This is a genomic window from Haladaptatus sp. T7, assembly GCF_026008575.1.
GTDB classification, from domain to species: domain Archaea; phylum Halobacteriota; class Halobacteria; order Halobacteriales; family Haladaptataceae; genus Haladaptatus; species Haladaptatus paucihalophilus.
The window spans coordinates 81,450-105,199 of sequence record NZ_BROP01000007.1 but is presented as its reverse complement, the minus strand read 5'-3'; the positions used below and the strand labels follow the sequence as shown (position 1 = coordinate 105,199).

The 23,750-nt window shown below is 65.2% G+C and carries 21 protein-coding genes; 6 read left to right on the top strand and 15 right to left on the bottom strand.

What is annotated here, in order from left to right:
• The first annotated feature begins 13 nt into the window (after window positions 1-13).
• On the top strand, window positions 14-1,204 hold the full coding sequence (locus OPC11_RS17750) for a hypothetical protein (protein WP_264782808.1): 1,191 nt from the start codon (window positions 14-16) through the stop codon (window positions 1,202-1,204).
• Window positions 1,205-1,227: 23 nt separating this feature from the next.
• Here the strand turns inward: OPC11_RS17750 and OPC11_RS17745 are convergent, their stop codons facing one another.
• From OPC11_RS17745 to OPC11_RS17735, 3 genes are read right to left on the bottom strand one after another with little or no spacing between them, the layout of a single operon-like run.
• Window positions 1,228-1,902, bottom strand: a complete 675-nt coding sequence (locus OPC11_RS17745; protein WP_007981908.1) for a heme exporter protein CcmB — start codon at window positions 1,900-1,902, stop codon at window positions 1,228-1,230.
• A gap of 1 nt (window position 1,903) precedes the next feature.
• The gene (locus OPC11_RS17740) at window positions 1,904-2,608 is read right to left on the bottom strand and encodes an ABC transporter ATP-binding protein (protein WP_007981910.1); all 705 of its coding nucleotides are present in this window, start codon (window positions 2,606-2,608) and stop codon (window positions 1,904-1,906) included.
• 44 nt (window positions 2,609-2,652) lie between these two features.
• Complete coding sequence (locus OPC11_RS17735; protein WP_007981912.1) at window positions 2,653-3,027, bottom strand: cytochrome c maturation protein CcmE; 375 nt, start codon at window positions 3,025-3,027, stop codon at window positions 2,653-2,655.
• Between the two features lie 475 nt (window positions 3,028-3,502).
• Here OPC11_RS17735 and OPC11_RS17730 point away from each other — a divergent pair, with 475 nt between their 5' ends.
• Window positions 3,503-4,102 carry a DUF2269 family protein gene (locus OPC11_RS17730; RefSeq protein WP_007981916.1) on the top strand — a complete coding sequence of 200 codons (600 nt, stop codon included), beginning with the start codon at window positions 3,503-3,505 and terminating at the stop codon, window positions 4,100-4,102.
• 29 nt (window positions 4,103-4,131) lie between these two features.
• Here the strand turns inward: OPC11_RS17730 and OPC11_RS17725 are convergent, their stop codons facing one another.
• On the bottom strand, window positions 4,132-5,169 hold the full coding sequence (locus OPC11_RS17725; protein ID WP_264782807.1) for an asparaginase: 1,038 nt from the start codon (window positions 5,167-5,169) through the stop codon (window positions 4,132-4,134).
• Window positions 5,170-5,285: 116 nt separating this feature from the next.
• On the opposite strand from OPC11_RS17725, the gene OPC11_RS17720 reads away from it, so the two are divergent.
• Together OPC11_RS17720 and OPC11_RS17715 are read left to right on the top strand one after the other, a co-directional pair.
• Window positions 5,286-5,951 (top strand): sugar phosphate isomerase/epimerase, encoded by a 666-nt coding sequence (locus OPC11_RS17720; RefSeq protein ID WP_264782806.1) that lies wholly within the window; start codon window positions 5,286-5,288, stop codon window positions 5,949-5,951.
• A 49-nt stretch (window positions 5,952-6,000) separates the two neighbouring features.
• Window positions 6,001-6,819, top strand: a complete 819-nt coding sequence (locus OPC11_RS17715) for a hypothetical protein (RefSeq protein WP_264782805.1) — start codon at window positions 6,001-6,003, stop codon at window positions 6,817-6,819.
• 233 nt (window positions 6,820-7,052) lie between these two features.
• Here the strand turns inward: OPC11_RS17715 and OPC11_RS17710 are convergent, their stop codons facing one another.
• From OPC11_RS17710 to OPC11_RS17670, 9 genes are all read right to left on the bottom strand, one after another.
• Window positions 7,053-8,030, bottom strand: coding sequence for an ABC transporter ATP-binding protein (locus tag OPC11_RS17710; protein ID WP_264782804.1), 978 nt, complete (start codon window positions 8,028-8,030; stop codon window positions 7,053-7,055).
• On the bottom strand, window positions 8,027-9,016 hold the full coding sequence (locus OPC11_RS17705; protein WP_264782803.1) for an ABC transporter permease: 990 nt from the start codon (window positions 9,014-9,016) through the stop codon (window positions 8,027-8,029). The genes OPC11_RS17710 and OPC11_RS17705 overlap by 4 nt, the downstream gene beginning before the upstream one ends.
• Window positions 9,017-9,068: 52 nt before the next feature.
• Window positions 9,069-10,163 carry an extracellular solute-binding protein gene (locus tag OPC11_RS17700; RefSeq protein ID WP_264782802.1) on the bottom strand — a complete coding sequence of 365 codons (1,095 nt, stop codon included), beginning with the start codon at window positions 10,161-10,163 and terminating at the stop codon, window positions 9,069-9,071.
• A 230-nt stretch (window positions 10,164-10,393) separates the two neighbouring features.
• Window positions 10,394-12,232, bottom strand: coding sequence for an IucA/IucC family siderophore biosynthesis protein (locus tag OPC11_RS17695; RefSeq protein WP_264782801.1), 1,839 nt, complete (start codon window positions 12,230-12,232; stop codon window positions 10,394-10,396).
• 2 nt (window positions 12,233-12,234) lie between these two features.
• Window positions 12,235-13,617 (bottom strand): lysine N(6)-hydroxylase/L-ornithine N(5)-oxygenase family protein, encoded by a 1,383-nt coding sequence (locus OPC11_RS17690; protein ID WP_264782800.1) that lies wholly within the window; start codon window positions 13,615-13,617, stop codon window positions 12,235-12,237.
• Complete coding sequence (locus OPC11_RS17685; RefSeq protein ID WP_264782799.1) at window positions 13,614-14,207, bottom strand: GNAT family N-acetyltransferase; 594 nt, start codon at window positions 14,205-14,207, stop codon at window positions 13,614-13,616. The genes OPC11_RS17690 and OPC11_RS17685 overlap by 4 nt, the downstream gene beginning before the upstream one ends.
• Window positions 14,204-15,994, bottom strand: a complete 1,791-nt coding sequence (locus OPC11_RS17680) for an IucA/IucC family protein (RefSeq protein WP_264782798.1) — start codon at window positions 15,992-15,994, stop codon at window positions 14,204-14,206. The genes OPC11_RS17685 and OPC11_RS17680 overlap by 4 nt, the downstream gene beginning before the upstream one ends.
• Window positions 15,991-17,511, bottom strand: a complete 1,521-nt coding sequence (locus OPC11_RS17675; RefSeq protein WP_264782797.1) for an aspartate aminotransferase family protein — start codon at window positions 17,509-17,511, stop codon at window positions 15,991-15,993. Before OPC11_RS17675 ends, OPC11_RS17680 begins: the two co-directional genes overlap by 4 nt.
• Entirely contained in the window at window positions 17,508-18,923 is a 1,416-nt protein-coding gene (locus tag OPC11_RS17670) for a diaminobutyrate--2-oxoglutarate transaminase (RefSeq protein ID WP_264782796.1), read from the bottom strand. Before OPC11_RS17670 ends, OPC11_RS17675 begins: the two co-directional genes overlap by 4 nt.
• A gap of 254 nt (window positions 18,924-19,177) precedes the next feature.
• Here OPC11_RS17670 and OPC11_RS17665 point away from each other — a divergent pair, with 254 nt between their 5' ends.
• Together OPC11_RS17665 and OPC11_RS17660 are read left to right on the top strand one after the other, a co-directional pair.
• Window positions 19,178-19,627: an ester cyclase gene (locus OPC11_RS17665; protein ID WP_007981942.1), complete on the top strand. Its 450-nt coding sequence runs from the start codon at window positions 19,178-19,180 to the stop codon at window positions 19,625-19,627.
• Window positions 19,628-19,702: 75 nt separating this feature from the next.
• Complete coding sequence (locus OPC11_RS17660) at window positions 19,703-20,722, top strand: DHH family phosphoesterase (RefSeq protein WP_264782795.1); 1,020 nt, start codon at window positions 19,703-19,705, stop codon at window positions 20,720-20,722.
• Between the two features lie 575 nt (window positions 20,723-21,297).
• Here the strand turns inward: OPC11_RS17660 and OPC11_RS17655 are convergent.
• The gene (locus OPC11_RS17655; protein WP_264782794.1) at window positions 21,298-22,227 is read right to left on the bottom strand and encodes a DMT family transporter; all 930 of its coding nucleotides are present in this window, start codon (window positions 22,225-22,227) and stop codon (window positions 21,298-21,300) included.
• A 94-nt stretch (window positions 22,228-22,321) separates the two neighbouring features.
• A complete protein-coding gene (locus OPC11_RS17650; RefSeq protein WP_264782793.1) occupies window positions 22,322-23,506 on the bottom strand; it encodes a polysaccharide deacetylase family protein in 1,185 nt (394 codons plus the stop codon).
• Window positions 23,507-23,750 lie beyond the last annotated feature (244 nt).

Sequence of the window (23,750 nt, the reverse complement as noted above, 5' to 3'; positions counted from 1 at the left end):
ATTTGATACACCAATGAAACGCTTCGCACTATCGCTCCTCGTCTTGCTCGCTTGCGTCTCGACAGTGCCGTTTGCGAGCGGCGCGGGCGACACGACGGTATCGATTTCCGGAACAGCGACGGTTACGAACGGAACGGCAAACGGCGACACGGTGACGGTGACGCCGCTCGACCAGAACTACCGCCGGGCCGGGCAGTCGGTGAACGCGACGGTCACGAACGGGACGTTCACCGCCGCGAACGTCACGAACGCATCGCTGTACTACGTTCGACTCTCCCACGACGGACTGGCACACTACGCGCTGACGAACGAAACGGACGGCATCTCGTTCGACTTGGGACCGACCCTCTCGGGACGCGTCGTGAGCGAAAACGGCTCGGCCGTCTCGAACGCCCAGTTGCTCGTCGCCAGTCCGACCGGCCCGCCCGTCGGACAGGTCAACGCATCCGAAAACGGAACGTTCAGCGTCGGGCCGCTGAAGTCGAACACGACCTACACGCTGTGGATGCGGATGGCGGGCGTTCCCTACAAGAAGACCGTCACGACGGGGACGAACGCCACGAACGTCCGGTTCGTGAAACGCGCGCCGACGGACGACGACGGCGTGCTCACCGTCTCCGGCGGCAATCCCGCCAGTCACGTGATGCAGGTTTCGCCACGGCAGAACAGCACCGGCCTGAGCGTCGTCGAGACGCTGACGGTCCGCAACACCGGCGACCGGCCGTTCGTCGGTCCGGTTCGCGTCGCGCTCCCGAACGGAGCCACGCCGACCGGTGCGATGTTCCGTAATCGCCAGACCACGTTCTCACGACGGGGGTCGGACGTGATAATCAACGCCACCATCGCCGCGAACGACACGGCCCAAATCGGCGTCGCATACGACCTCGAAAACCGGAGCATACGGAAGTCGGTTGACCACGATACCGACCGTCTCGCGGTCGTACTGCAGGGGTACAACCTCTCGGAGGTGTCTCACTCCCCGAACCTCCGACCGGGGTCGGCCCCGATTTCGATGTTGACGAACGATAAGGCGCTTCGGAGCGGGGACGAGATTCGAGTTCACGTGCCGAAAACGGCCCAACAGTCGGCGAACGGCGGGTCCGACAATGGCGGCAACGGCGGCACCGACTTCCCGACCGTGGTCATGGTGCTGTCCTTCCTGAGCATCGTCATCGGCGGAATACTCGCGTACCGCGCGCTCTGAACGGCAGAACCCTCTTCTGAACCCTATCCTTCGACCACGTATTCGAACGTCACGAACCCGGCGAGAAAGAGGATGCCGTCGTACGCCAACAGCAGGACGACCCACGACCGGAGACTCTCGCCGGTGGTGAGGCCGCGGGTGAGCGACACCCCGGCCAACAACACCGGGATGACGAGCGGGACGAGCAACATCGGGAGCAACAGCTCCCTGAGCTGTGACTTCACGGTCAGCAGCGACAGGACGACCCCCGCCGCGGAGAAGCCGAACGAGGCCGCGACGACGATACCGACGAGGGCGGGAACCGCCGCGACCGGCGGCGAGTAATCGAGGAACACCACGACGAACCCCACGGTGAGGAGTTCCACGCCCGCGACGAAGGCGGTCGAACTCACGACCTTGCCGACGTAGATGGCCGACCTGTCCACGGGGGCGAGCAACAACCCGTCGAGGGCGGCGTCCTGTTCCTCGCTGACCGCGCTTTGGATGACGCCGAACGTCCCGGCGAAGACGAACGACACCCAGAGCGCCCCGCTGCCGATGGTATCGAGGTTCACGAACGTCTGTGCGAAGCCGAACGCGAAGACGACGACGACGAGGAGAGAGAACACGACCGCCGTGTTGAGCACGCGCTTCGAGCGCGCTTCGACCAGCAGGTCCTTCCGGACGACCTCGGCGGCGACCCGCAGGAACGCCCGCATCTCAGTCCGCCTCCAAACCGATGGCGGTCCGGTACCGGTCGATGAACGCGTCCGACGAGTCGAGGGCGGTCAGTGAAACGTCGCTGCGGACGCTCCCGCCGTCGAGAACGAGGCCGCGGTCGCAGAAGGCGAAGCCGCGGTCGAGGTCGTGTGTCACCATCACGACCGTTCCGACGCCAACCGCGTCGAGGATGCCGTCGAAGTCGGCCATCGACCGCCGGTCGAGTCCGGAGTACGGTTCGTCGAGCAGCAACACGTCGGGGTCGTGCAACAGGGCGCGGGCCAGCGAAAGCCGCTTTCGCATCCCGTGGGAGAACGTGCTCGGGTCGCGCTCGCCGTCCGACCTGAGGCCGACCAACTCCAACACCCGTTCGCACCGCTCGGTATCGACGCCGTGGAGTCGGGCGTGCAGTCGGAGGTTCTCGCGCGCCGTCAACCCCTCGTAGAGCATCGTGTCGTGGGAGAGGACGCCGATTCGTCGCCGGACGCCCGCCCAGTCGGACGAGAGTTCGCGGCCGTCGACCAGAACCCGTCCGTCCGTCGGCGTCGAGAGCGTTGCGAGGATGCGAAGCAGCGTCGTCTTTCCCGCGCCGTTCGGACCGAACAATCCGACGCGCTCGCCGTCGGAAACGCCGAAGCTCACGTCGTCGAGCGCCGTGAAGCGCCCGAATCGCTTGGTCAATCCATCGACTTCTATTCGTGTCATCGGTGTCGTCTCTCGACCGTCGAATTCGCGTTCACGACCGGCGGCTACTTCGATTTCTCGGGGCGGTCGGTTCCCTCGTGGGCGCGAACGGAGAGTTTGCGCGCGTCGAGTTTTCCATCCCGAAGCACGCCCTTGGCGACCACGACGCGCCCGTTCTGCATCGTCTCCGGCATGGTCTTGTCGTACGTCACCCGCACCGAGGTGTTGTTATCCACGACATCGAAGACGACCTGCTCGTTCGACCGATGAAGGTCGGTCACGCGTCCTTCCAAGTTAACCCAGTCGCCGTCGTAGTTCCCGCCCTGGGCCTTCGTCGGCGTGACGAACGTCGTCGTCGCGTTCATCGTCGTCGCCGCGAGAACGAGAAAGAGGACGAGGATACCGATGCCCCCGAAGAGTAGTTTGTTCCGTTGTTTCATTGCCGAAAGGTGTGTTGCTTCTGCATTGTAAAGGTAGTCTTCGTACGATACGCCGCCGTCGAGCGGCCGGTCGAAACCGGCCGAGAAATACCGTTTCGAACGGGAAGTCGGCCGTCCTCGCCGTTCGGTCGGACGAACGAGTGTCCCGGCACCATTACCGACACGGAGTGTATCCGCGAATATATGCTTTTGGAAGTATCTTGCAATATTGTGCAAATTATTACCTGTTCGGATGTGGGAATCGAATCGTCGAAGTAACTCAAAGTCTCCCGCCAACACGCATAATTCTCATTTGAGAATTTCGGTGAATCGCCCGAGAATACGGAATAGATGGATAATCTCGGACGAAATGTAGAAACGGACGTTCGACTCGGCTCGTCAGCTTCGACGTCAACCGTCGCGTCGTCAGCTTCGACCAGATGCCGGTACTGTTAAGTCAATGATGGACATTACTCAACCAATCGTCGGCACCGCAATGTCCCAGAGTACTCCGACATACCTCCATCAGATACGGGAGATAACCGAAGAGTCGTCGCTCTCTTTTCTCGTGAGCGCCGTCCTCCTCCCACTTTCGGTCGTAGGTGCGACCGTCCTCATCGACGACCCGTTGTTGCTGTTGTACGCGCACATCGTGAGCGGGACCGTCTGGTTCGGGATGGCGATAGTCTTCCCGGCCGCCCTCATCCTGTATCTGGGAACCGCGAGTCCCGAGCGAGCCAAGGCGTTCACCCAACGAGTGATTCCCAAGGTCGTCGTGTTCATGCTCGTCATCAGCTTTACCACCGTCCTCTCGGGGAGTCTCCTCGCGGAGCAGTTCGGGTTGTTGCACGCCGACAACCCGTGGATGCTCCGGGTGTTCGTCCTCGGGTGGTTACTGTGGTTGTTCGGCCTCCTCGTCTCCAACCGCATGCATCTGACGGTGTATTTCGAGGGGCAAGCGCCGTCCCCCGACCCCTCGCGGCTCAAATCCATCGAGAAACGTATCCTCCTCGTCGGGACGTTCGAAACGGCCGTCATGCTGGGAATCATCTTTCTCGTCCTCAACCCCGGCTTCCGCTTCTGGAGCCTGCTGTAGCACCCGGAGTCGGCCGAATCGGGTCCGTATCACCCGTCGAACAGCGCGCGGAGTTTCTCGTGTTCATCGCTCTCGTCGTCCCCGTCGCTCCCTGTTCGTCCGTCACTCTCCTCGCATCCGTCCTTTTCGCCCGAATACGTCGAGAGCGCGAGGGCGAGTTTGAGGCGAGCTTTGTGGGCGGGCAGGTCACCGGCGAACATCGCACCGGCGTTCCGCAACGTCTCGCCGCCGCCAGCGCCGCCGTAGACCGGCGTCGTCCGCCCCGCGACGCACCGCGACGCGACGACGACCGGCGTCCCGTTTCGGACCGTCGATTCGACGAACTCGCCGAGGCTCGCGGTGACGTTGCCGAGTCCCGTGCCGTTCACGACGAGACCGTCCGCGCCCGCGTCGAGCGCGGCCGCCGCCAGTCGTTCGTCCGCTCCGGCACCGCTCCCGACGACGAAGACGGTCGGGTCGAGCGAGGCGTCCGGAATGTGCTCGGTTTCGCTCCGCGGCCGACGGAGGATTCGAACGCCCTCGCGGTCGTGGGTCGCCACCGGCCCGACGCCGGGCGAGGAAAAGGCGTCGAGGGCAGACGTGTGGACTTTCGTCGCGTACCGTGCGCTGTGGACCGCCCCGTCGAAGGCGACGAAGGTCCCGCCGTGTCCGCCGTCCGCGAAGGCCCGTGCCGCCGCGAACGCGGTGACGAGGTTGGCCGGACCGTCCGAACTCCGTTCGTCCGGTCGCCGTTGCGCGCCGGTCAGGAGGACGGGCGTGGTCGGACGACGGGTCGCGTCGAGGAAGTAGGCCGTCTCCGCCATCGTGTCCGTGCCGTGCGTGACGACGATGGCGTCGGTTCCCGAATCGTCGTCCAGTTCGGCGACCCGCTCGCCGACGAGTTCGAGCGTTTCCGCCGTCATCTCGTAACTCGGAACCTGTGCAACCTGTTCGACCGAGATGTCGCCGTACTCGCGTAGCGCCGGGACGCGCTCGACGAGTTCGGTTCCCCGTTCGGTCGGCACCGCGCCGGTTTCGCTGTCGGTGCTCGCAATCGTCCCGCCGGTTCCGAGAACGGACACGTTCATATAGCGCGAACTTCTCGCTGCGCAACCAAAAACACGGGCGGGCGTGGGAGTTCGTGTTTGCCAAACCCTCACATCCCACGGTACGTATTTGGACCGGCGCGTGCTACGCCGTATCGATGATAGTCGCCGGGAAATGCCCACCGACCGCCGACGAATTGCGGGCCGCGTCCGAGCGCGGCTTCGACGCGGTGGAACTCCACCTCACCACGGACGACTTGGACGCCATCGAGGAGACGACGGCCGCGTGTCGCGCCGCGCCGGTCGATGTCGTTTCGGTGCACACGCCGCACGTGGGCCTCGACGAACTGGCGTACGTCCAGCGCGCAAACGACCTCTGTGAGCGACTCGACGCCACGCTCGTCGTCCACTCGACGAAGATACCGTTGAGCAACCTCGGCTACGTCCTCGACCGCATCGACATCACCGTCCCGCACGGCTTCGAGAACTCGACGGGTCACAGTCGCCATTTCCTGACGAACGTCCTGCTCGACGAGGGTCGGCCGCTCGTCCTCGACACCGCACACCTCTACACGGCCGAGGCGGAGTACCGTTCGATACTGGAAACACTCCTCGCCGCGGACGACATCTCGATTCCCGTCGTGCACTGCTGTGACGGGACGAAAATCACGGACGGACTGGCGTTCGGGACGGGCACGATGGACATGGAGCGCGTGATTACGGCCCTCCACGAAAACTACGACGGCATCGTCGTGCTGGAGGTCATGCCCGACGAACAGGCCGACGCGCTGGAGCTATGGCGCGACGTGATTCGAGGGAGCTGACGCCGGAATCACCCGAAAACGTATGATTTCGTGACGCGAATTCGGAGGTATGTCTTCCCCGCCGCGCCGAATCGGGTGGTCGTTCGAACCCGACGATTCGCGTCTCCTTCGGCTGCTGTCCTACTGCTCGTTCGGCGTCCTCGGCGGGATGTGGGTGTTCGCTGGCGCTGTCGCGGCATCGCTTTTCCTGCGGGGCCCCCTCCCGATACGCGGACTGCTGGCCGCCGGATTCCTGTTCGCCGTCTTCGTCTGGCTGACGCACCTGCGCCCGCTGTTCGAAGCGGACGGGGGACTGTCGCATCTCGAACCGCACTGGCTGTTCGTCGCGTCGCTGTTCGGTGCCGGTGCGTTCTCGCTAACGCTGGGCGTCGGAACGGTCCTCGGATTCCTCCTCTTGTTCGGTCTCATCGCGGTCCCGGCGGTCCTCGTCTCGGCGCTCCAATCGACCGGCGATATCGACGCCGAGAAGCGGACGATGACCTATCGCGGCCGCGAGGTTCCGCTCGACGGACTCTCGGGCGTGCGTCGGCTCCGTCTCGGCGGTCTCACCCTCCACTGGTTTTCCTACGCGCCGGGCGCGTCGAACATCACCACGCCGCGGTTCGTCGTCATCCCGACCGACGCGGCGGCGGACGCGAAACGGGTGTTCGCTGCCGCCGTCGCGGCGGAACCGAGCGACTTCGAACGTCCCAACCCGGCGGTTCGCTACGCGCTTGCCGCCTTCGGCGCGTTCTTCCTCGGCTTCGCCGCCGTCCTCGTCGTCGTCATGCCGGGCGGTGAGGACGCCGCGGTCGTCAAAACCTACGCCCTCCTCGTGTTCGGATTCGTGGGCGTCGGCTTTCTGGGTGCCGCCGCCGTTCACGGATAGGCGACCGTGGCGTCGAACCGCGAACTCACGACGGCGAGCACCGACGTTCGACCGCCGGAACGAAGCTACTGAACCACACTGAAACTACTGATTTGGATTTTGTGAAACTGATTAGCGGCTGGAGAGCACTATTTTCTACTGAAAGCGACTAATAAGTACTGAAAGATACTATCAAACGCGAAACGAGCGGTTGCATCTGCGACATCAGCGCGACGTTCCCTGCCGACCGGCGACTACTCCGGTCTCCCGTCCTCGATGGCCCAGCGGTGGTCCGATGGGAGCGACACGGCGACCGTCTCGCCGGGCGACAGCGACCGGGAACTGAACGCGGTCAACACCTCGTCGCCGAGCGAGAGCGTGACCCGATTGTCACCGTCCCGCGGCGTGACGCGACCGACGGTGGCCGAAAGCGACGCGTTCGTCGCCGCGCCGTCGAGTTCCACGAACTCGGGTCGGATGGCGACGTGCGTCGCGGACGGTTGGGGAACCACCTCGTCCGACAACGCCGTCGCGGGAAGGCAATTCGACCCGGTGAACCACGCGACGAACGGTGTCGCGGGGCGTCGAAACACCTCTTCGACGGTGCCGAGTTGGACGATGCGGCCGTCTCGCATGATGGCGATGCGGTCGGCGAGCGCGCGTGCGGTCGTCCGGTTGTGGGTGACGTAAATCGAGGTGACGTCGGCGATGAGGTCTTGAAGGTCGTCGCGGAGCACCTCGCGGGTCGGCACGTCGAGCGCCGAGAGCGGTTCGTCCAACAGCAACGCCTCGGGTCGGATGGCGAGCGAGCGCGCCAGCGCGACGCGCTGGGCTTCCCCGCCGGAGAGTGTCCGCGGCCGACGGTCGGCGAGGTGCGCGACCCCGAGGTCGTCGAGGACCGATTCCGCGTCGAGCGCGTCCGGGTGGTATCGCGCGCCGAACGCGACGTTCTCCCGGACGGTCAGGTGCGGGAAGAGCGCGTAGTCCTGAAAGACGAAGCCGAAGTCCCGCTCCTCCGGCGGGTCGTCCGTCACGTCCCGTCCGTCGAAGAAGACGCGCCCCGAGTGGTCGTGATACCCCGCAATCGTTTCGAGCAGAAGCGTCTTGCCGCTCCCGCTGGGGCCGAGCACGACGAGGGTTTCGCCCGTCTCGACTTCGAATTCGGCGTCGAGGTAGAACGGGTCGGTTCCTTGTGTGGTGAACGTCGCGCCGATGTCTAGCTCGAAGCTCATAGCACGCTCCCGGATTCGGTGTCGGTGAGCAGTCGAACGACGAGGAAGATGCCCGCGCTCATCACCAGCAGGATGAACGCGACGGCGCTCGCGTCCGCCAGCCCCGCCGAAGTGAAGGTGTTGAAGATGTACACCGGAGCGTGCTGTGCGACGGTTTCCTCGCCGGTGAACGGATAGAAGAAGTTCACGCTGTAGGCGACGACCGCGACCGCGCCGAACTCCGAGACGCCGCGCGCCCACGCGAGGACGCCGCCCGTGAGGATGCCCCGGTACGCGAGGGGGATCTGAATCCGCCGGAAGGTCTCGAACGGCGTCGCGCCGTGACTCCGGGCGGCGTATTCGAGTCGAGAATCGATGGTTTCGAACGCCTCGCGGGTCGTGTTGACCGCGAACGGCGCGCTCACGAACGTCAGCGCCAGCACCATCCCGGTGATGGTCGTCAGCACCGACACGCCCGGGAATAGACCGCGCCGCCCGAAGCCGAACAGGATGAGGATTCCGGCGACCGAGTGGGGAACCACGAGGGGCAAGTCGACCAGACTCTCGACGATTGCCTGCCCGGAAAAGCCGCGCGCGAGGAGGTAGGCGAGCGGCACGCCGAAGACCAGCGACGCGACCGTGGCGAGCAGCGGACCGTAGATGGTGAGATACAGCATCGTGTGGACTTCAGAGGAACGCGCCGCCTCGACGATGAGGGAGGGGTTTTGGCGCGTGATGAACATGACGAGGGGCATCCCGAGCGCCAGCAGGAGGACGACGCCGAACGTGGCGGCGGCGACGCCGAACCAGCCGTCGTTCGCGCGCCAGCCCAGCAACGCCGCGCTCCCGAGCGCGACGCCGACGTAGAGGGTCGGCTGGCCGATGACGTACAACGTCCCGAACGCGATGGCCTGCACCGTCAGGACGGCCAGCACGACCGACCCGCGACCGAGCATCGCGGTCGGTTGCGCCCGATACCCGCCGTCTTCGTAATTTGGATCGCTCATGGTTTCCGAATGGTTCCCCGAAGACTCGTTACCGTCCGTTTGTGCGACCGCCCTATAGTTCGAGCGGACCGAGCGACGATTTCGCTTCCGCGTGGTTCATGACGCCCTTCGGAACGGCGTCCGTTCCGCTTTTCGGCACGACGGCGGGTTTCACGGGTTCGAATCCGTTCTGCTTCAGCATCTTCTGACCCGGTTCCGTGATCATGTACTCGACCCAGGCCGCTCCCGCGTCGGGGTTTTTCGCGTTGCTCGGCACCGTGATGCCGTAGGCGATGGGTGCGCCCGTGTACGTCTCGTTTTTCGTCTCCACTTCCGCCTTCGCGTAGTGTTTGGCGTACTTCGAGGTCGCCTTGGAGAGGTCCACCGACGGTTGGAGGTCGACCGTCTTCAGGTCGTGGCTCTTCCCCGCGGACTGGTACTCCCACGCGTAATCGAGTTCGCCGGATTTCAGTTGTCCCACGAGGTCCGTCTCGGTTCCCGACGGGATTTTCGCCTTGTCGATGAGCGCCTTCGACGTGCTCTCGTCGTACAGTTTCTCGCCGTCGAACGGGACCGCGCCGAGTTGCATCGTCATCACCGAACGGTAGCCGTTCGGGTCCACGGCGGGGTCCGAATGGGCGAACGTCACGTCGTCCCGGCCGAGGATTTCCCACCAGTTGTCCGGTGAAATCTCGTCCGACCCCGTGGATTTGTCCGTGTACGCGATGGTCATCGCGTTGGTGGCGAACACGGCGTACCACTTCGCGTACTTGGGAATCATCATGTCGGGGATGAGCCGGTAGTCGGACACGGCGAGCACGTCGGCGGAGCGGCCGAGATTGGTTATCTTCTTCGTCGAACCGACCGACCCCTTCGCCTCGCGGTTGACTTGCACGTCGTATTTCGACTCGAACTTCTTTTCGGCGTCCTCGAACGGCGCGGAGAGGCTCCCGGCGTGGAAGATGGTCATCGTCCCCGAGAGGTCCTTCGAACCGGACGAGTCCGTTCCGTCGGTCGTCGATGTCGAGTCGTCTCCCGTCGAACTCGTCTCGCCGCTGCCGCCGTCGCCGTCGTCGTCGCCGGACGTACACCCGGCGAGGGCGAGCGCGCCGGTCGTCGCCGTTCCCTGAAGAAGCCGCCGTCGCGTTATGGTCGGTCGGTCAGTCATGAATAGAATATCGTTGTATCGTTCGTCATATAACGGTTGTGGTGTCCTCAACGACCGCTCAAAGCATAGCCTTTTCCGGTGGTGTAACGCCGCAGGAGACCGAACGGTGACCGACGCGAATACAACGGCGAGCGACCAGATATTTCGGATTTGAAACAGTGTTGGCAAACTATTCTACCGTTTCAACTGACGGGGTGAACCGGTCCGTTCACGCGACCGGACGGACTCGCTCAGCGGTCCACCACCTCGTACAGCGGGTTGGGAACCGTGCCGTACTCCGAAGCGTGCGGACGGCCGTCGGCGTCCTCGTAGCCGTAATCGAGGAGCCGGTTTCGATTGAGACAGAGCTTCGTGAACTCGGGCCGGAGCAGGTCGAACAGTTCGAAGCGGTCTTCCAGTTCCGGAAACTCGGCCTGATATTCCTCGACGGCCTCCCGAACGCCCAGCCAGAACCGCTCCTCGGAGTAGTCCGAATGCGTCTCGAGCGCGTCGGCGACGTAGCGGAAGACGCAGACGAACAGCCCGGAGAAGATGAACTGACAGAGGCCCTCGGGCGGTTCGGTCCTGAGAACCGCTCGAAGTTCGTCCGGGAGCGACTGGAGTTCGGGCAACGGTTGGTCGCTGACGTTCACGTCGTCCACGAAGTCCTTCACCGCGAGGCGGTGCGGTCGGCCGTCCTTCAGCACCAACATGGTGTTCTGACCGTGCGGCGAGAACACCGTCCCGTAGCGATAGAGGTAGTGGAGCAGCGGCGGGAGCACCGTCTCGAACAGTTCGTCCAGCCACGCTTCCATCGACAGGCCGGACTCCTCCACGAGCGATTCGAGGTACGGCGTCCCGTCTTCGACGTGCATGAGCGATGACAGCGTGATGGCGTTCTCGTCCTCGTCGAGGAACGTGTAGATGCTCTCGCGCCACACGCAGCCGAGCAGTTCGTCGTACTGGTACGCCGACCCGTCCAGTTGCGAGAAGTCGGGGTGGTCGTAGTTCAGCCCCGCGATTTCGCCGGGGAGAATCAAATCACACTCCTCGCGGAGGAACTCGTCGTCCTCGTAGATTCCCTTGATGTACTCCGTGACTATCGGCGCGACTTCCGTCCGTTCGCCCGGGAGTCCGCGGTAAACGAGCGTGTTGAGGATGCGCAGCGGGAGTTTGACGTGGTGGCGCTCCAGTTCGTCCACGTTGACGAACGTTCGAATCGACTGCTGTGGGAGGTACTCGTCGGGACCGTCGCCGAGCGGGACGATGGCGTTCGACGCGATTTCGTCCGCGAACAGTTGGACGACGCTGTTGTCCCACTGCCACTCGTGGACCGGCAGGAAGTAGTAATCGTCCGGGTCGAGACCCTTCGCTTCGAGTTTCGCTCGGAACGCCCCGTACAGGTCGCCGAGTTCGTCGGCGACGAGCGACTCGTGGTCGAGTCCCGAGACGGCGCTGAAGGTGGCCCGCTCGCGGGAGACGGCGAGCCACGAGAGCGTCACGGGCTGTTTCCGCTCCGGCGCGTAGTCGAGGTAGTCGTCGTAGCCGAAGCCGAGCCGACCCTTGTTGTAGGTTATCCACGGGTGGCCGGTCATCTCGCCTTCGAGTTCGGCGTAGTCGAGCGCCGTGAGGTCCCGCTCGCCGTCGCGGGATTTCGCCTCGATGTGGGCGTCGGCGAGCATCGTGTTGCGGTACTCCCGAATCAGGTGTCCGGCGGTCATGTCCGAGACGCCGATGGTCCCTTGCGCGTCGAGCAGGAAGCGAACGGGGTCCGTCGCCGGTTCCCAGTCGCCGGACTCGCGGCGCTCGATGGAGTCGGGGTGAACGCTCCGCCAGTCGAACAGCCGGTCGTCGGCCTCGAACCGGTACTCAACCCCGTCGGACAGACCGAGGTGGAAGTAGCCGTCCTCCGTTCGCCGGGGCACGACGAGTTCCTCGTAGCCGAACTCGGCCAGCATCTTCGCCAGCAGTCGCCGACCGACCGTCTCCCAGATTCCGGGGGCCAGTGCGTCCCGAAGGTGTTCGTACTCGATACTGCCGTCGGTGCTATCGATGTCGATGTCGTTCGAATCCTGCGTTGGGGTCTGCATCGTCAGTCCTCCTGTGTGGGTGTCGCGCGTTCGTCGTCCAATCGTTCGCTTCCGGGTGATTTCGAGCAGAACCGCTCGACGGAGAAATCCTGAAAAACGGTGTCCTCGTCGGTCGGATACCGTCCCTCGCCGAGCAGCGACTCGATGATGGCCGCGTTTCGCTGACAGCCGAGTCCGAGGTCGGGCGTCCCGACGCCGTGGCTGTACAGGTCGGCGTTCTGCACGAACAGGCGGGCCGCGCCGTCGAACTCGATTTCGTAGTTCTCGGCGATGCGAAGGCGTCCCTTCGCGTCGCGGGCGATTCGATCCTCGATTCCGGCGAGGAACGGCGGCCTCGGGCGGTGATAGCCGGTTCCGAGGACCACCACGTCGCTTTCGTGGGCGAACCGCTCGCCTTCCTGCCACTGCTCGCAGGTCAGTCGGTAGCCGCCGTCCGTCGCCTCGATGTCCTCGACTTCGGTCGTGGCGAGCATGCCGACGTCCGGGTCCGCGTCGCCGATGGAGCGCTCGTACAACAGGTCGTAGATTTCCTCGCTCGTCTCCGGGTCGATTCCCTTGTACAGCAACCCTTGCTCGGGCACGAGGTCGTCCTTTCGCTCCTGTGGCAGGTCGTAGAAGTACTCGGTGTACTCGGGCGTGAAGTGCTGAAGCCCCAGTTTCGAGTACTCCATCGGGAAGAAGCCCTCCGAGCGCGTGAGCCAGTCGAGGCGGTAGCTCGCCTCGGGTTGTCGCTTGAGCAGGTCTAAGAACACCTCGGCGGCGCTCTGGCCCGACCCGACGACCGTAATCGCCCCGGCGTCGAGACAGCGTTCCCTGCGGTCGAGGTAGCTGGCGGTGTGGAACACGTCCTCGCTCGGGTGCCCTTGTAGCGCCTCGGGGATCTGCGGGACGCTTCCGACGCCGACCACCACGTTCTCCGCGCGGTACTCGAACGTCCCGCACGTCCCGCCGCTTTCCGGGTCGCGGGCGGTGACGTGGAACTCCTCCCGGTCCTCGTCGTACCGAACGTCGGTCACGGTGCGGGAGAACGCCGTGTTGCCGAGGGTTTCGGCGACCCACCGACAGTAGTCGTCGTACTCCCGCCGGGGCACCTGAAACGTCTCGTAGAAGTAGAACTCGTAGAGACGGTCCGTCTCCCGGAGGTAGTTCAGATACGTGTACTCGCTCGTCGGGTCGGCGAGCGTCACGAGGTCGGCGAGGAACGGCACTTCGAGGGTCGCGTCCTCGATGAGCATGCCGCCGTGCCACTCGAACTCCGGTTTCCGTTCGAGGAACAGCGCGTCGCTCTCCGTCTCCTCGAGCAGCGCCGCCAAACCGAGGTTGAACGGGCCGAGGCCGATACCAACGACGTCGTAGCTGTCCGTCGAACGTTCGTCGCCCGTCATCGACCCAGCACCTCCGTCTCGAATCGCTCGCGCCCACAGACCATCAGCAGGGCGTCCTTTTCCTCCAACGACAGCTCCCGTCGCGGTTCGAACCCGCAGTTCTCGAAGACGTGGATGACCTTGTCGTTGCGAACGTCGGGTTCCGTCACGATTCGGTCCGTCTCGTCGTGGCGGAACTGGAACGCCGTCATGGCCCGGAGCAGGGGTTCGGCGTAGCCGTGGCCCAGGAACTCCGGGACGCCGATGAGCAGGTGGATTCCTTGGTCCGTCGGCTTCGCATCGTAGTGGTCCGCGAGGTCGTCGTCCGCGGCCCAGTACGATTCCCAGTAGCTCATCGGAACGTGGTCGAGGTGGCCGACGTAGAGCGTCTGGTGGTCGTCGGCCAGCTTTTCGGCGAGCGTCCGTCGGAACTCGGGAAGCGGGTCGTCCAACTGCCAGTACGGCAGGACGTGGGATTCGTTCAGCCAGCGGTGCAGGCGGCCGAGGTCGCGCTCCATCGACACCTCCCGGAACGAAATCGTCTTTTCCGCATCGTCGTCGCGCGTCTGGAAGTCGTAGTTCGACGCCACGAGTCCGGCCGGGCCGGTCATGGTTTCACCTCCAGTTCCGTCACGAGCGGGTTGGGGACGTCCGAATAGACGGACTGATTTTCGAGCGTTCCGGTGAGTTCGTCCATGCCGTGGAACCGGGTGAGCAGGTTCGCCTTGCACGCGACCCGCCGCTCCGTGAGCAAACTCGTCGCCAGCGACGACTCCTCGCGCTCGTACCCCGCGAGCGATTCCAGTTCCTCGCGCAGGAGCGAGAGCAACTCGCGTTCGTCCACGAGTCCGGCACAGCCGAACGCGTTGACCACCCCGAACGCGTTGTTCAGGACCACGTAGTAGCGGATTCGCTCGTCGGCCAGTTCGTCCGAGACGAGCGTGTCCGCGCGCTCGGCGACGCCGGGGAGGAACTCCTCGACTTCGTTCTGCGTCGATTCGACGAAGTAGTAGCCCTGATTGTCCCGGTAGCGGAATTCGTCGGGATAGCCGTCCCGAAGCATCAGCACGCTGTTTTGCTGGTGGGCTTCCAATCCGACGCCGCGGGTCAAATAGAGCCACAGCACCGGTCGGATGGCGACGGAGAGGTACTCGCGGAACCAGTCCCGGCTCACCGCGGCGGTTGACCGGCCCTCCCGCTCCGCGATTTCCTCCACGATGTTGGCGAGCCGGGAGTTACCGCCGGACAGCGAGTCCTGACAGAGCCCCACGATGGGCGTCGCGTTTCTCGCGTCCTCGCCGCGGAAGGGGTTCTCGCGCAGGACGACTTCGAACCCGGATTCCGCTCCGTCGCCCGCTTCGACCGTCAGATAGGCCGGGTCGCGCACCACGTCGAAGTCGGGGAACCGCGACCGCAGTTCGTCCCCGAGGGCCGTATCCATGAGTTCGGTGATGGCGACGCCGCGTTCCAGTTCGGGCCGCTTGTTCGTCCGCTCGGAGTTCGTGATGGTGACGGCGAGCGACCCCTTCACCATGAACGACGATTCCGGGCTGTACAGCGTCCGAACCGACGAGGTGGGATAGAAGTCCCGACCCACCGGACCGAGGTGTTCGAGTGACCCGTCGTCCGACAGCGACTCCACGAACGGTTTTCGGAGCAGGTGTTCGGCCTGCCACGGATGGACCGGAATCAACGCGTCGTCGCTTTCGACGTGTTCCGCGACGAACGACTCGGAGACGGCCGGGTCGTCGCGGAGTTCGGATTTCACCCACTCGGTCGCGCTCTCGTCCCGCGCCGAATCGTGCGCGACGAGTTCGGGGGACGCCCGGAAGTAGTGGAGCGGGAACGACCCGCGCAGTTCCGGGGCGTACGTCGGCGCGTCGCGGGCGGCGATTCCCCCCCTGCTCTTCGGCGTCGGGTGGAGCAGGTGGCCGAAGACGAGCGACTGCTCGGCGTCGGCGAACTCGAAGTCGGTGCCGTACAACCTATCGAGGTCGTCGGCGCGCGCTTCGACGAACCGCTCCGTCGCCCGCTTGCTGGACAGCACCCGACCGAGCAGTTCGTCCGTTGCGTGGTCGTCCGCGCGTTTTTGCGACAGGTCCTCGACGACGAGGGTCGCCAGCGTCGCGTAGTCGAGCGTCGTCCACTCGCCACCCGCGCGGAACCGCGCCGGGAGGTCGAACAGGTGGCGACCCGTCTCCGACCGGTACGAAAGCGGAACGACGACTTCGACGCCGACGGCCGACAGTTCGAACCGAATCGCGTTCCCGGACTCCGCCGAGGAATCTTCGACGACCTCGTAGTCGCCGGTTTCCCGGAGATAGGAGTTGAGGAAGGCGTGGGTCGTCGCGGCGGCGGCAACGACGTCGGGGTCGTCGGTCGCGCTCGGGGGAATCATCGACTCACCTCCGGCGAGACGGCGCACAGCGAATCGCCGCGCCGTTCGAGCGTATCGAGGACGGCGGCGACGTCCGAGAGCGTCGTCCGCGGGTTGAGGAGGGTGAACTTCAGCGCGGAAACGCCATCGACTTCGGTTCGGGCGAGGACCGCCTCGCCCTCCCGGAGCAGCGACTCGCGTATCGCCTCGTTTATCCATCCCAGCAGGTCGTCGGAGAGGTCGTCGTGCGGCCGATAGCGGAAGACGACGGCGTTGAGCGTCGGTTCGGCGACCAGTTCGAACGAATCGTCCTCCGCGAGCAGGTCCGCGACGTCGGCGGCGAGGTCGACGGTGCCGTCGATGAGGGCGGCCAATCCGCTCCGCCCGACGGCTTTGAACGTGAGGTACGGTTTGAGCGCGTCGAAGCGGCGCGTCGTCTGGACGGATTTGGCGACGAGGTTCGGCGCGTTGTCCCCTTCGGGGTTGAGGTAGGAGGCGTTTCGCGCGATGTGTTCGTACCGCGAGCCGTCGCGCAGCAGGAACGCGCCACAGCTGATGGGCTGGTAGAACAGTTTGTGGAAATCGACGGCGATGGAGTCCGCGCGGTCGATGCCGGAGAGCCGGTCGCGGTGGCGGTCGCTCGCGGCCAGCGCGCCGCCGTAGGCCGCATCGACGTGGAACCACAGGTCGTGTTCGTCCGCCCGGTCGGCGAGTTCGGAAAGCGGGTCGATGCTCCCGAAGTCCGTCGTCCCGGCGGTGCCGACGAGGGCGAACGGGACCAGTTCCCGCTCGTGGAGGTCCGACAGGGTTCGGTCGAGCGCGTCCGGGCACAGCCGTCGGTCCTCGTCGGTTTCGACGGTCGTCACCGCGTTCTCCCCCAACCCGAGGTGGGCGGCGGCCTGTTCGGCCGTGAAGTGTGCCTCCTCGGAGCAGAGGATTCGCATCGCCTTCGCGCGCGGCGGAAGGCCCGACCGCTGAACGTCGGTGCCGAAGCGTTCCGCGGCGAACCGCTCGCGGGCGAGCAGGAGTCCGAGGAAGTTCGACTGCGTGCCGCCGCTGGTGAACACCCCGTCTCCGGCGTCGGCGTCGTAGCCGAAGAGCGAACAGAGGTCCTCGACCATCCGCGTTTCGAGCATCGTCGCCGCCGGACTCTGGTCCCACGAGTCCATCGATTGGTTCGTCGCGGAGAGCATCGCCTCCGCGGCAAGTCCCGGCACCGCGGGTGGGCAGTGGAGGTGGGCGAAACAGGTCGGGTTCGAGACGTTTACGGAGTTCCGGAGCATCGGTTTCGCGGCCTCGATGGCTTCCTCGACACCCGTACCTTCCTCGGGAATCATCGATTCGTCCGCGAACAGTTCTCGAAGCGATTCCGGCGACTGACCGGAGTAGGGTTGCTCGCCGTCGCCGACCGAATCGAGAACCGCGTCGGTCGCTTTTGCCATCGCCCGCCGGTAGGCGTCGTCCCCCCCGTCGCTGCCGAGGAACAGCGAGTCCGCGCTCTCGCGTTTCTCGATTTCCTTCGCGTCGGCCTTCGTCATGCCGTCACCACCTCGCGCTCGGCCGCCGCGACAGCGTCGTGGAACCGTTCCGCGATGGCGTCGATGTCGTCCTTCGTGACGACGAGCGGCGGGAGGAATCGGACGGTGCTGCCGTGACGACCGCCCAGTTCCACGATGAGACCGCGGTCGAAACACTCGGCGCGGACGGCCGACGCGAGGTCCGGCGCGGCGGGATAACTGCCGAGTTCGTCCGGCTCGGACGTCGGGTCCACGATTTCGGCCCCGAGCATCAGCCCGCGGCCGCGAACGTCGCCGACGAAATCGAACGTCTCCGCGGTCCCGTCGAGGTGACTTCGGAGGCGCTCGCCCATCCGCTCCGCGTGAGCGGCGAGGTCGTTTTCGAGGACGTACTCGATGGTCGCCTGCCCGGCGGCCATCGCCAACTGGTCGCCGCGGAAGGTCCCGGCGTGCGCGCCCGGTTCCCACACGTCGAGCGATTCGTCGTAGGCGACCACCGCGAGGGGGAGGCCGCCGCCGACCGCTTTCGAGAGCGTCACCACGTCCGGCACGATGTCCGCGTGTTCGAAGGCGTACGTTTCGCCCGTCCGTCCGAGTCCGGTCTGAATCTCGTCCACGACGAGCGGGATGTCGCGTTCGCGGGTCATCCGCCGAATCTCGCGGGTCCACTCGTCGGGGGCGGGAATCGCACCGCCCTCGCCCTGCACGAGTTCGAGCACCATTCCGGCGGGGGCGACGATACCGCTCTCCGGGTCGTCCAGCAGTCGTTCGACGTACCGACTCGACGTCCGGTGGCCGTCCTCGCCGCCGATGCCGAACGGACAGCGGTAGTCGTATGGGTACGGCAGGTGGTGGACGTCGGGCATCGTCCCCGGAACGGCCGCCTTCGGGTCGGTGTCGCCCATCAGCCCGAGCGCGCCGTGGGTCATCCCGTGATAGCCGCCCTGAAACGCGAGGAGGGAGCGGTTTCCGGTCGCGGTCTTGACGAGCTTCAGCGCCGCCTCGATGGCGTCGGTTCCCGCGGGGCTACAGAACTGCACGCGCGCGGTGTCGGCGAACTCGTCGGGGAGGCTCTCGAACAACCGGTCCACGAACGCGTCCTTCGTCGGCGTCGTGATATCGAGCGTGTGGAGCGGGCCGCTCGCGTCCAACACGTCCTCGATGGCCTGCACGACGACCGGGTGGTTGTGGCCGAGCGCGAGCGTCCCCGCGCCCGCGAGACAGTCGTAGTACTCCCGACCGTCCACGTCCTCCACCGTGACCCCCTCCGCGCGCTCGATTGCGAGGGGGAGATGACGCGGGTACGTCCGCGCGTTCGACTCGCGCCGCGCTTGTTTTGCGAGCAGCCGCTCGCTTTCGGAACGACTCATTGCGACCACTCCGTCGGTTCGCGTGGTAGAGCCGTCGCTATCCGTGCTCTTCGGGGCTTCCATCGCTGCATACAGGTTTTAGGCTCGCCTAAACCAACGTAAACCCATCGGTTTTTAGGCCCACCTAAAACATTGCCCGATAGTAATGTTCCGATAGTATGAAATAATATTTACCCCTCATTGTCGGATTACTCCCGGGTGGTCGCGGCCGTTTCGCCGCGTTCGACGCCCCCGAGCAGCCATGGCTCTGCTCCCGAAGAGACTCTTCTCGGACAACACTTTGTACCCCGCCGACGTACCCGTGCGCGGGGGGACCTATGGAAGACGTAGACGAAAACAAGGAAGTAGTCAATCGGCTCATCAACGAGTTCGTCAACGAGGGGAACGAAGCGGTCGCGGACGAACTGCTCGCGGCGGATTACGTCCGTTACGACCCCGACGCGCCGTCGGGGACGCAGGACGCGGACGAGTTCAAAGCGATGATTCGGACGTTCGGGGAGGCGTTCCCCGACGCCGAGGTAAAAATCGAGGAGATGATCGGGGAGGGCGATTTGGTCGTGTTCCGCGGCACCGAAACCGGCACCCACGAAGGCGAGTTCGTCGGCCACGAGCCGACGGGCGAGACGTTCGAAATTACCGGCCTCGCCATGCACCGCGTCAGGGACGGCCAAATAACGGAGACGTGGGCCAACTGGGACATGCTCGGGATGATGCAACAGCTCGGCATCGTCCCGACGCCCGACGAACTGACCGAACTCTCCGACTGACCGACTCGTTCATTTTTCCGCTCGACGGTGAAACCAACCGGCAGCTTCCTGTTACGTACACACGTAGTGTCTCGTATGGGGGAAGTTGCCGTCGGGGAAGCCGAAGAACTGGAGACCGTTTTGGAAGACACCGACTCGCTGGCAATCGTCTGTCACTACCAGCCGGACCCGGACTGTCTGGCGAGTGCATATGCGCTCCAATGGATCGCCGCGCGAAACGGCGTGACCAACACGGACATCTTCTACCAGGGTCACATCACCCATCAGGAGATTCGCTCGTTCATCGGCATCTTCGACATTAGCCTGCAGGATATCGACGACGCCTCCCTCGAAAACTACGACATCGTGGCGTTCGTGGACCACTCGATTTCCGGCACGGAAGTCGAAATCCCGCCGACCGTCGACGCCGATATCGTCATCGACAACGTGGAACCGCCCGGAGACCCGGACGCCTCGTTCGTGGACACGCGACCGGAGTACGGTTCGACGGCGGCGATTCTGGCGGAGTACGTGACCAACTGGGACGATGACCCGCCGGAACTGGTCGCCTCGGCGTTGCTCTTTGCCATCCACCGAGAACGACTCGACGACGTTCGCTATCCGACCAGACTCGACTACCGAGCGGCGCTCGACCTCTTTCCCTACGCCGACATCGACCTCATCGAGGAGGTGTACGGGTCGTCGCTCACCCCGGAGACGCTCGATGCGGTCGGACGGGCCATCCATCATCGGACCATGCGCGGGTCCGTCCTCGTTTCCAGCATCGGACAGACGTCCGACAGCGGCGCGCTCCCACAGGCCGCGGAGTACCTCCTTCGACTCGAAGGCATCCGGACCGTCCTCGTCATGGGCGTCGTCAACGGCGACCTCTGGCTCAGCGGACGCTCGTTCGACCCCCGAATCGACATCGGGATGGCACTCAACGGCGCGTTCTCCGAGTTCGGCACCGCGGGCGGCCACCAAGACCGGGCGGGCGGACAGCTATCGCTCGGCATCTTCGCGGACACCGACATGGACTCGCCCGTCATCAACGAACGCCTCTTCCAAATCGTCGCCGACCGGTTCTTCAGGACGCTCGCGCTCGACGAGGACTGACCACTTCGAACGGCATCGACAGACCCAGCGCGTATCGGTTTCGGTGATGACGACGGGGTTACCCTGAAGTTGACTTCGAACACCCCCGCCTTCTCACTTCGTCGGGGGAGGTTCAAATGGGACGACGTTACGGAGGTGTGGACCTCGAAAGCCCCCGCCACGCTCGCGGGCGCTGTGCAGGATATTCGTGCTCTCCGCACAACCCGCACGAATAGTGGCCCACACAGCACCCACGACAAGCGCGAGCGGGCGGCCCCTTTCAGTCCCAACCACAAACCGGTTCCGCACAGCACCGCGTGCTCGCGGCGTTGCCGTCGTCTCGCGGGCCGTGCCCGCTCGACTGTCCGCGGAACGTCGTTCCGCGCTATTCGCATTTCGAGGTTTCGAAGAAACCTCGCACGCCACACCCTCCCCAACCGATTGCGCTCCTCACTTCGTTTCGGTGCTCATCCCTCGCACGCTTCACCGAGACGGTTCGGCCAACCGCTGGCCTCACCGCCTCGCCAGCGCGCGCCACCCGGAAATGCGAATGCTGGTAGGATTCGAATTCAAGAAGCGAGGCGGTCCGAGAACGGTCACGCGTCCGTTTCCGTCCCGCCGCCGTCACGAAGTCCGGCGACGAGCGTCCGCCGTTCGGTCAGCGCGAAGCCCGTTGCGATGACGACGAATCCGGCGACGGTGTGGAGCGTGATGGTCTCGCCGACGAGGAGCCAGCCCGCAATCGCGGTGACGACGGGGACGACGTAGGAGACGAGCGCCGTGCGAACCGCGCCGATGCGCGCGATGAGTTCGAAGTACGCCGAGTACGCCCCCGCGGTGGCGACGACGCCGAGGTAGGCAATCGATACCAGAAGCGTCGAACTCCACGCGGTCGAAACGTGCTCGCCGAGTCCGTAGCTCACGACGTGGAGGAAGAGGCCGCCGAACAGGAGGCCCCAACTGGTCGTCACGAGCGTCGGAAGCGTCGTCTCGAACCGCCGCGTGAGGACGGTGCCGAACCCGAGACAGCCCGCGCCACAGAGGAGTATCCACGGGCCGAGTCCCCGCGCCGAGAGGAGCATCTCGGGGGTCGGGTCGGCGACGATGGCGACGCCGAGAATCCCGAGGACGACGCCGAGGACCGAGACGACCGAGAGCCGTTCGCTCGGCAGCAGCGCCCACGCGAACAGCGTCGCCAGTATCGGATTGAGCGCGAATATCACGGCGGCGACGGCGCTCGGCGTGGTCTGCTGGCCGACGAACAGGAAGGCGTTGGTTCCCCCTGCGACGAACAGCCCGGCGGCGAAAACGGTGAGCCAATCGCCGGCCGTCGTCGGTCGCCAGTCGTCGAACCACGCGACGACGGACGGCAGGAGGACGACCGCCGCGATGTCGAGGCGGCTCGCGGCGAAGAACACCGGCGGGAGGTTGTGCAGGCCGACCGAGATTGCGACGTAGGAACCGCCCCACGCCAGCGCGACGAAGGCGAAGAGCGCGGCGATGAACCGGGAGCGAGAACTGGACACGTTCGTCTCGACAGTATCGAGGAATAAAGCGGTGCTGACGCGGGCGAGGCTCGCCGGAGAACGGCGAGCGCGCGAAGGGCGACCGCCGAGCGACCTATCGCCGACGGAAGTAGCCGAGCGCGCCCAGACCGAGCGCGCCGAGGAGCGACACCGCGCCGAGTTGGCTCGCCGACGGCGTGTCGTCACCCGCCGATTTCGTATCGGACGGGTCGCCGGTCGTCCCCGACGAGGGGTCCCCACGGGCCGACGTCGACGCGGTGGACGTGGCGGACGAGGTGGTCCGTGTGGTGGACGGAGCGGGCGTCGTGGGTTCGGCGGTCGCCGGGAGCGCGTCGAACTTCTCCAACGCGTCCCGCAACGTCACGATTTCGAGGTTCCGGCGTTTGGCGAGGCGAATCGTCGCCCGAACGCGGGAGGGCGCGAGGTGGCCGTCCTGACTGTGCCCGACGAATATCCCGAGGGCGTCCTCGTTCCGAACGCGGTCGAGGAACGCCCCGATTTCGGCCTCGGTCATCGACCCGTCGCGGAAGACGGCGCGGCCGAGGTGATAGCGGTCGAGCGAGGCCCGAGCGTTGAAGCCGCCGTGGTGTTCGTTCGCCAGCACGTCGTAGTAGTCGGGGACCAGTTCCTGCACCCGACCGCGCGTGCGCCCGAACGGGAGGACGAGACTGGAGACGTTCACGCCGAAGCCCTCCAGCGTCTCCTTCGAGTTCTGCAGGGACCGCCGAAGCAAGTCGTCGGTGTAGCGTTCGGTCACGCCGTCCTTCGCGCGGAAGGGCGTCCGGAGCGGTTCTTCCGCCACGAGGTACTCGCCGGTGGAATCCTCGCCGCCGTCAGCGACGGTGAACGTTTCCGTCCGGCGGCCGTCGTCCACCACGATTTCGTCGCCGGGGACGCGCTTGTGGAAGTTCGACTCCACGTACAGTTTCGTCTCGCCCGGTTCGACGTCCCGCGTGACCGCGATTTCGCCCAGCGCGCGGTGGCGGACGGAGTGGGACATCATCTCCCAGCCCTCGCGTTCCATCTCCCGCAACTGCTCCGGCGAGAGCCACGACGCGTGGCCGATGCGGTCCGAGACCGCGGCGACGCACCCCGGAACGCCCTCGTCCTGATGAACCGGAAAGATTCGAGTGTAGTCCTCCTCCGGGGAGTCGTCGTAGATGAACACGACCCGCCCGTCCGTTGACCGGGCGGCGGCCGTCGAACCGAGGAGCGGGAGGGAGAGCGCACCCGCCGATTGACAGAAGCGACGACGACTCACGTCCGGAAGTTCGCTCATCGTCCGACACCCCACCGGTTCTTCGGCGGTAGCGTGTCTGTCCGGAGCGTCCGCTTCTCCGGTTGTGGTCTCGGGGTTGAACGTTCAGCAGGGGACATCTTAGGAAGTGGAACGGTGTCCTAATAATTTGTAATGCGCCCCTTGGAACGATTAACAGACGGTTAAACGAGGGGCGACCGGCGTTGCGGCGAACCGACGTCTGCGGCCACAAATCAGTGGGTGGTCGGCGTCGTGGGTCTCACGG